This window comes from Methylobacterium trifolii (assembly GCF_022179685.1).
GTDB classification, from domain to species: Bacteria; Pseudomonadota; Alphaproteobacteria; order Rhizobiales; family Beijerinckiaceae; genus Methylobacterium; species Methylobacterium trifolii.
Genome location: NZ_BPRB01000154.1, coordinates 1 through 7,569, shown reverse-complemented (window position 1 = coordinate 7,569; position 7,569 = coordinate 1). Strand labels below are relative to the sequence as shown.

General features: G+C 70.0%; 9 protein-coding genes. 7 read left to right on the top strand and 2 right to left on the bottom strand.

The features are described from left to right. Nucleotides 1-299 precede the first annotated feature (299 nt). On the bottom strand, nucleotides 300-593 hold the full coding sequence (locus tag COGEMETH_RS14205) for a hypothetical protein (RefSeq protein ID WP_238183289.1): 294 nt from the start codon (nucleotides 591-593) through the stop codon (nucleotides 300-302). Further along, complete coding sequence (locus COGEMETH_RS14200) at nucleotides 593-1,261, bottom strand: PspA/IM30 family protein (protein WP_373875370.1); 669 nt, start codon at nucleotides 1,259-1,261, stop codon at nucleotides 593-595. Before COGEMETH_RS14200 ends, COGEMETH_RS14205 begins: the two co-directional genes overlap by 1 nt. A 147-nt stretch (nucleotides 1,262-1,408) precedes the next feature. Here COGEMETH_RS14200 and COGEMETH_RS14195 point away from each other — a divergent pair, with 147 nt between their 5' ends. From COGEMETH_RS14195 to COGEMETH_RS14165, 7 genes are all read left to right on the top strand, one after another. Then, nucleotides 1,409-1,981 (top strand): LemA family protein, encoded by a 573-nt coding sequence (locus tag COGEMETH_RS14195; RefSeq protein WP_238183287.1) that lies wholly within the window; start codon nucleotides 1,409-1,411, stop codon nucleotides 1,979-1,981. Nucleotides 1,982-1,992: 11 nt separating this feature from the next. Next, nucleotides 1,993-3,927, top strand: a complete 1,935-nt coding sequence (locus COGEMETH_RS14190; protein WP_238183286.1) for a M48 family metalloprotease — start codon at nucleotides 1,993-1,995, stop codon at nucleotides 3,925-3,927. Between the two features lie 284 nt (nucleotides 3,928-4,211). After that, entirely contained in the window at nucleotides 4,212-5,663 is a 1,452-nt protein-coding gene (locus COGEMETH_RS14185) for a helix-turn-helix transcriptional regulator (protein ID WP_238183285.1), read from the top strand. Between the two features lie 98 nt (nucleotides 5,664-5,761). Further along, complete coding sequence (locus COGEMETH_RS14180) at nucleotides 5,762-5,923, top strand: CsbD family protein (RefSeq protein ID WP_238183284.1); 162 nt, start codon at nucleotides 5,762-5,764, stop codon at nucleotides 5,921-5,923. A 52-nt stretch (nucleotides 5,924-5,975) separates the two neighbouring features. Continuing rightward, nucleotides 5,976-6,407: a CsbD family protein gene (locus COGEMETH_RS14175; protein WP_238183283.1), complete on the top strand. Its 432-nt coding sequence runs from the start codon at nucleotides 5,976-5,978 to the stop codon at nucleotides 6,405-6,407. A gap of 40 nt (nucleotides 6,408-6,447) precedes the next feature. After that, nucleotides 6,448-7,359 (top strand): PhnA-like protein, encoded by a 912-nt coding sequence (locus tag COGEMETH_RS14170; RefSeq protein WP_238183282.1) that lies wholly within the window; start codon nucleotides 6,448-6,450, stop codon nucleotides 7,357-7,359. Nucleotides 7,360-7,447: 88 nt separating this feature from the next. Beyond that, nucleotides 7,448-7,569, top strand: a 122-nt coding sequence (locus COGEMETH_RS14165; RefSeq protein WP_238183290.1) for a CsbD family protein, incomplete at its 3' end; no start/stop codon positions are given.

Here is a 7,569-nt window from a genome sequence, read left to right as displayed (position 1 = left end):
CGGCAGGAACTGGACCTTGGCCGCGGACCTCGCGGTCAAGGTCCAGTTCCTGCCGACGCGCAGATCGCTCGCGAGCTGTGGCCCCGCATAGACCAGCGGGGCGAGGAACGTGAGTCCCGCCAGGGCCAGGATAAAGGCGATCCGGACCATCCTCGTCTCTCCGCTCTCAGTGCGTGCCGGGCAATCAGTGGAACATCAAATACTCGACCTAGCCCGTGTGCTGAGGTCGTCGGGGGAGTGGGTTCGTTTTCGATGTGTCCGGATCGCGATCGTCTCGCGATGCGGCCGGCCGCGGCGTCCTAGGGACGCGCGCGGCGGCAATCGTGCCCCTTGGCGAACAGGCGCGCACCGAACCAGGCCATGACGAGGGCCAGGGTGCCCACGCCGAGGAACGTGGGCAAGGCGCCCGAAGCCCCGGCCGCCAGGGCCGCGAACCCCCAGAGCGCGGCGAACCCCCAGCAGATCGCGCCTCGGAGGTAGTAGGTCCCGGCGCGCGCGAGGGTGAGGCTCGTATCCGCGAGCGCGGCGGCGGCGCGCAGGCTCGCGACGCCCGCGCCCGCGTGCATCTGGGAAGGCGGCGGCTTGCGGATCATCAGGCCGCCCTCTGCGCCTTGAGAGCGGCGAGGCGCTCGGCAATCGCGGCGCTGCGCTGCAGCACGTCGATCTCGGCCACCCGGCCGATCGTGGCGGCGTCGGTGCGCGCCGGGCCGCATCCGTTCGCGCCGGCCATCGCCCGGTCGAAGGCCTGCTCGGCCGCATCCACCTTGCGTGCGGCCGACATATCCGGCCGCAGTGCGTCGCTGCCCGCCGACGCCTCGCGCCGGGCCAGGACGTAAGCGTCCAGGGCCTCCGCCATCTGCGCCCGCCGGGCCTCCAGGGCGGCCAAGCCTTCGCCGAGCTGTGCCTCCTCCTCGCGGGCCTGCGCCTGCGTCTGCACCAGCTTGGCCGCCTGCGCTTCGAAGTCGATCTGCTGCGCCAGCGCCGCCTCGGCGAGGTCGTCGCGGCCGCCCTCGACGGCGAACCGCGCCTTGCCGGTGAGCGCCTCGACCCGCTGGGCCAGCAGACCCTGCTGCCGCGCCGCCTGCAGGCGGCGGACCGTCACGGCCTCCCGCTCGGCCTTGGCCTGGTCCACGGCACGGTCGGCCTCGCGGATCGCCTCACGCATCACCGCCTCGCCGCCCGCCTGCTCCAGGCGATCGATCGAGTCCTCGACCGTTGCCCGTAAAATACGAGACATGCGATTAAAGATTGATTCAGCCATGTCTTGGACCTCCCCTTGCCTATCTGTACTTGAGGACCGGTCGCGTTAATCTGCATTTAATGCGCGCGGGCTTTTATCGGCGCGATCAACAATTCATGGATCGACCGTCAGCGGCCTTGAGCCCGATGACGGTCGAGGAGACGGGCGATGTCGCTGACCACTGCAATGCTTCTCGTCGCCGCGCTCGCCGTGGCCGTTCCGATCTACCTGGCGTTTGCCACCTACAATCGCCTCGTCGCCCTCGACCAGCGTTGCGAGATCGCGTTCGCCGACATCGACGTCCATCTCAAGCACCGCCAGAACCTCATCCCCGGCCTCGTCGAGACGGTGCGGGGCTTCGCCGGCCACGAGCACGACATCCTGCTCGGACTCACCCAGGCCCGCGCCGAGGCCCTTGCGGCGATCGCCCCCGACGCGCGGCTCACGGCGGAGAAGAAAGTGAGCCAGACCATCAACGCCCTGATCGGGATGGCCGACCGTTATCCGGAGCTTCGCGCCTCGAGCCATTTTGCCGCCCTGCGCGACGAACTCGTCGGGGCGGAGAACCGCATCACCGCCTCCCGGCGCTTCCACAACCTCGCGGTGGGGGAGTACGGGGCGACGCTGCGCCAGTTCCCGGGCAGCCTGGTGGCCCGCTACCGCCGGCTGAGCCCGCGGCGGCCGTTCGACCTCGGCATCGAACGTATCCTCATCGACGAGCCCATCGCCATCAAGTTCTGAGCGGGTGCGCGATGATGCTCCGGGTCAATGGTCTCTACGGCTGGGTGCAGGCCAACGACCGGCGCTCGGTGGCGCTGTTCGCGGGCTTCCTCGCCGCCCTCAACGTGGCGGCGATCCTCGTCCTCTACATCCCGCTCCTGGCCTTCGACCCGGACCACGCGCCGGTCCACGCCTGGGGCGGCTACGCGGAACGTTACGTCCCCCTCGTCACCCTCGCCGCCGCCGGATACCTGGCGCTGAACCTGGTCCGGCACGTCCGGTCGGTGCAGCGCCTCGTGGGCTTCACCTTCGTCGACGATGCCGACGAGCCCCGGCTCTGCCGCCTGGTCGAGACGCTGGCCATCGGCATGGGCCTGCCCGCCCCCTATGTCGGCGTGATCGAGGCGCGGGCCCTCAACGCCTTCGCCTGCGGGGTGAACCGCAGGAACGCCGTCGTCGTCGTCACCCGCGGCCTGCTCGACGACCTCGACGACGACGAACTCGGCACGGTGCTGGCCCACGAACTCGCCCACATCGCCAACGGGGACATCCGCCTCCTGGCCGCCGCCAACGCCTGCCTGCGGCTGGTCGGCTGGCTGATCCGGCCGAGGCTGAGGAGGAGCGACCGCCTCAAGGAAGTCGCGGCGTTTCCCCTCATCATGGTGACGATGCCGCCGCTGTTCCTGTTCGTACTGATCGTCGGCGTCTGCGCGCAGGCGGCCCTGCGCGGCAGCAGCCTGATCCGCCTGCTGATCACCTCGTCGCGCGAGTTCGTCGCCGATGCGCGGGCGGTCGAGGCCACGCAGAACCCGGCGGCCCTCGTCTCGGCGCTCCGGCGCCTCGACGGCCGCAGCCGGCTCGCCGACCTGCCGCCCGGGCAGGACGCGATAATGATCGACGGAGCCTGCGAGGGCGGGTTCGCCACCCATCCGACCATCGCCCGGCGCATCGAAGCGATCGTCGCGGTCACAGGCTCGATGGCCCTGATCGCGCCCCCACGGCGCGACACCCGCACGGACGCCGGTGCCGCGCCCGCCGTCTCCGCGATCCGAGCCAGCGTTTTCGGGGCGTCCACCCGGGCCCAGACCTGCGGGCAGAGTGCGTTGCGCCGGGTCGGCTCCGGCGACGACCGGAACTGGCTGGGGCTGACCCCGGCCATGACCGCTGGCGCGCTGCTCGGCGTGGTGGTGTTCCTGGGGCTGCACCGGCACGAACTCACGCAACCGGCCGCCCTGGTCGGAGCCCTTGATCCGCGCCCGGCCGGCGCCCTCTTCGCGGTAGCCGGGCGCGGATCGCTCTGCAACGTCGCGGCCCTCGGCGGCATCGCGCTGGGCCTGCAACGGCCGGCCGCCTGCGAAGGCACCGCGGTGCACGACTTCACGGTCGCGCAAGCGCAGGCCCAGGCTTCCGGACCGGTCGGCGCGCTCCTCTCGGCGATGACGCAGGCCGGCCCCAACCTCCACATGCATCCGGACGGGCATTTCAGCAGCGTGCCGCCGGCCGCCGTGCAGGCTGCCGACGTGCGGTCCAAGCGCTGCTTCCGCACCCGCGGCTATGCCCAGGGGGATGCGGGGTTGCACCGGGTCGACGAACCGCGGCGGCGCGACGGCGCCTTCAACATCCAAGGCTGGCTCGACGGGAGCGAGGCGCAGGCGAGCGTCGTCGCCGCAGCGTCTTCCGAAGCCGTCGGCGGCCGGATGCTCAAGGACTACGTCGAGACGCGCAAGACCATCTATGAATCGATCGACCGCTTCTTCGGGGAGCCCGGCCTCGTGCTGGCGCGTCGCGCCTTCGCGTCCCCGGCCCATCAACGGGCGATCGAACGCCTGCGCGAACGCCTCGGCGACCCGCGCTGGGTCGCCGGACTATCACCCGTGGAATCGGCGGAGGCCACGCTCCTGGCGACGAGCCCGGAAGACTTCGTCACCTGCGTCGCACGAAAGAGGATGACGGCACAGCGCCTGTGAGAAGAATCGAACCCCCATTCGGATGCCAGTCGGAGCACCCCGCTTCTCGATCAGCGGTCGCCTCCAAGAGAAGGCTACGCGAGAGCGCCGAACGTCGGGCTGTCGGACACGAGAAGGACGGCGCGGCGGTCGAGGCGGCGGCCCTCCGGCCACCGCGCATGCATCCTCCCGGGTCATGGGGATAGTACGCACAGACTAGAAAAATCCCAGCTCGGCCGGAACTCGTTTGCGCACAACCCGTTCATGTTGCGTCGCCACATCGGGGACGAGGAGCGGCATATCCTGTGACGGCCGGAACCGACAGGCACGAACTCCGGCAGATCATCGCCGGCCTCAGCGAGGGCGTGATCCTGGTCGAGCCCGACCAGACGATCGCCTATGCCAACGCGGCGGCGCTGGCGATGCACGGCGCCGAGTCCCTCGACGAACTCGGTGCGACCGTCGACGCGTACCGCGAGCGCTTCGCCTTGCGCTACCGCAACAATCGCGCCTCCGAGTACTACCCGATGGAGCGCGTCGTCTCGGGCGAGGAGTTCCACGACGTCGTCGTCGAGGTGAAGCGCTCCGACCAGCCGGACGTCGCCTTCACCCATTCCCTGCGCAGCCTCGTCGCGACGGACAACGACGGTCGGCCGAGCTGCCTCGCCTTGATCCTCAAGGACGTGTCCGACCAGTTCGAGGCCGAGGAGCGCTTCGAGAAGACCTTCAACGCCAATCCCGCCCCGGCCGTGATCTGCCGCCTGTCCGACCTGCGGCACGTGAAGGTGAATCTCGGGTTCCTTGAAATGACCGGTTACACTCGCGACGCGGTGCTCGGGCGCAGCGTCTACGAGGTCGACGTGCTGGCCGGAACCAGGAGCCGCGATCTGGCGGTCTCGCGCCTGAACGAGGGCGCCACCATCCCGCAGATGGAGGCCTGCCTCGCCCTGCCGGACGGCGGCGAACGCCACGTCATCGTCGCAGGCCAGCCGATGGAGCTCGGCGACGAGCCCTGCATGCTGTTCACCTTCGCCGACCTGGAATTGCGCCGGAAAGCGGAGGCGGCTCTGCGCCAGAGCGAGGCGCGCTTCGCCACGGCGTTCCGGCTGACCCCGGTGCCGACGATCCTGGCGCGCGCCGACGGGTTCGCCGTCACGGGCATCAACGAGGCCTTTACCCGCGTGTTCGGGTCCGGCGAAGACACGGTCGTCGGCCGCTCGCCGGCAGACCTCGGTCTGTGGGTCGAGGATGCGGCGCGCCGGAAGTTCGAGGAGACCATGACCCGGACCGGGTCCGTGATCGGGCTCGAGACCTGCCTGCGTCACCAGAACGGCACGGCGCTCGATTGCCTGGTCTCGGCCGAGCGCGTCGGGATCGGCGAGGAGACCTTCGTGCTCCTGGTGCTGCAGGACATCACCGAGCGGAAGCGCTCGGAACGCGACCTGTTCGGCGCCATCGAGGCCGTGATGGCCGACACCTCCTGGTTCAGTCGCGGGGTCATCGAGAAGCTTGCGAACCTGCGCCATCCCGACGCCGGCGACGAGGCCAAGCCGAGCCTCACGCTCCGGGAACGGCAGATCCTCGACCTGGTCTGCTCCGGCATCGACGACGACGGCATCGCGAAGAGGCTCGGCGTCAGCCGCAACACGGTGCGCAACCACGCGGCCGCGCTCTACCGGAAGCTCGACGTGCACAAGCGTGCCGACGCCATCGTGTGGGGACGCGAGAACGGCTTCCCCACGTCCAGACTCCGCTGATTATACTAGGAAACCGGTAAGGATGCACTATTGATGCGCGTCTTCGAGACGCCACCTGGGGGTGAGTGAACGCCTCCCCCGGGCACTCGGAGACATCCATGAGCCGCCCCCCCGCCAGCACGTCCACCGAGCAGGTCAAGGGCTCGGTGAAGGAAGCCATCGGGAAGCTGACCGGCGACATCCGGATGCAGGCCGAGGGCAGGGCGCAGAAGCGATCACCGAAGTCCGACGTGAAGCCCGGGACCACGCGAAGGTCGTAGCCCGGGTCGAACGGCGCAGACGCACGAAACAGAACGGAACGGGACGAACGACATGGTCGATACGGATAGCGTGACGGGCACCGCCAAGGAGCTCGCAGGCAAGGTACGAGGCGCCGTCGGCGATCTCATCGGCTCCGATCGGGACTCGGTCGAAGGCCGTGCGCGTCAGGTGCAGGGCACGGCAGAGCGGGCCTACGGTGAGGGCAAGGATGCGCTTCGCGAGACGGCGGATCGTGTCGCCGATGCCGGCGCGGACGCTCGGGACAATGCCGGACGGTACTACGCCCGCGCTGAGGAATCCGTCCGCAACGCTGCCGACGAGGCCTATCATTTCGCCGAGGACGCCTACGACGACGGCGGTCGCTACCTGAGCGAGGGCCGCCGCGCCATCGCGCAGCAGGTCGAGGAGAGCCCGCTCGCCGCCCTCCTGATCGCCGGCGCGGTCGGCCTCGGCATCGGCCTTCTCATCAATACCCGTCGCTGATCCCACTCTTCGCCGAACCGCGTTTTTCCGGAGTACAACTGTGTCATCTTCTTCCAGCATCGCCGCCGCACCGCTCGCCACACCGAGTACCGTCCACCTCCACCAGGTGTCGTGGGGTGCCGTCTTCGCCGGCGCCGTCATCGCCCTGGTGGCCCAGGTCGTCCTCAACATGGTCGGCGTCGGCATCGGCCTGTCCAGCGTCGGCGGTCCGGCAGCCGACAACCCGGCCGCATCGACCCTGTCGCTCGGCGCCGGCCTGTGGTTCGTGGTCTCCGGCATCGTCGCGGCGCTCGCCGGCGGCTTCCTCGCCGGGCGGCTCTCGGGCAAGTCCATCGGCAACACGGCCGGATTCCACGGCCTCGTCTCCTGGGCCGTGTCCACCCTCGTCGTTCTGTACCTCCTGACCTCGGCGGTCGGCGGCATCGTCGGCGGCGCTTTCAACGGCGTCACCAGCACGCTGGGCGGCGCCGGCAACCTGATCGGCGGCACCGTGCAGACCGCCGCACAGGCGGCCGCCCCGTCCCTGGCCAAGATCTCGAACCCGCTCGACGGCATCGAGAACTCGGTCCGCCAGCAGGCCGCCGGGCAGGACCCCCAGGCCGCCCGTGACGCCGCCGTCGCCGCCATCCGTGCCGCCCTGTCGGGCGACCCGGCCCAGAAGGCACAGGCCGAGAACCGCGCTGCGGACGCGCTGGCCAAGGCTCAGGGCATCCCGGTGGATCAAGCCAAGGCCCAGATCCAGGACTACCAGAAGCAGTACGAAGTCGCGGTCGCGGACGCCAAGAAGAAGGCCATCGCCGCCGCCGAGGCCACCCGCAGCGCCGCCACGCAGGCTGCCCTCTACGGAGCGCTGGCCCTGCTCCTCGGCGCGCTCGCAGGCTTCCTCGGCGGTCGTCTCGGCGCTCCGAAGCCGGTCGCCCTGGTCACCGGCTACGACGCCCGCCGCGTCTAATCCCCTTCGGCCCCGGTTCGCCGGGGCCGATCATCCGCCGGCCGCCTATGGCCGGTTCCCTTCGAGACCTCGGACAGGAGCATTTTCGATGAGCAGCACCACCGACAAGATCAAGGGGCTGGCCAACGAGGCCGCCGGCAACGTCAAGCAGGGCATCGGCAACGTCACCGGCAACGACAAGCTCGTGGCGGAGGGCAAGGCCCAGGAACT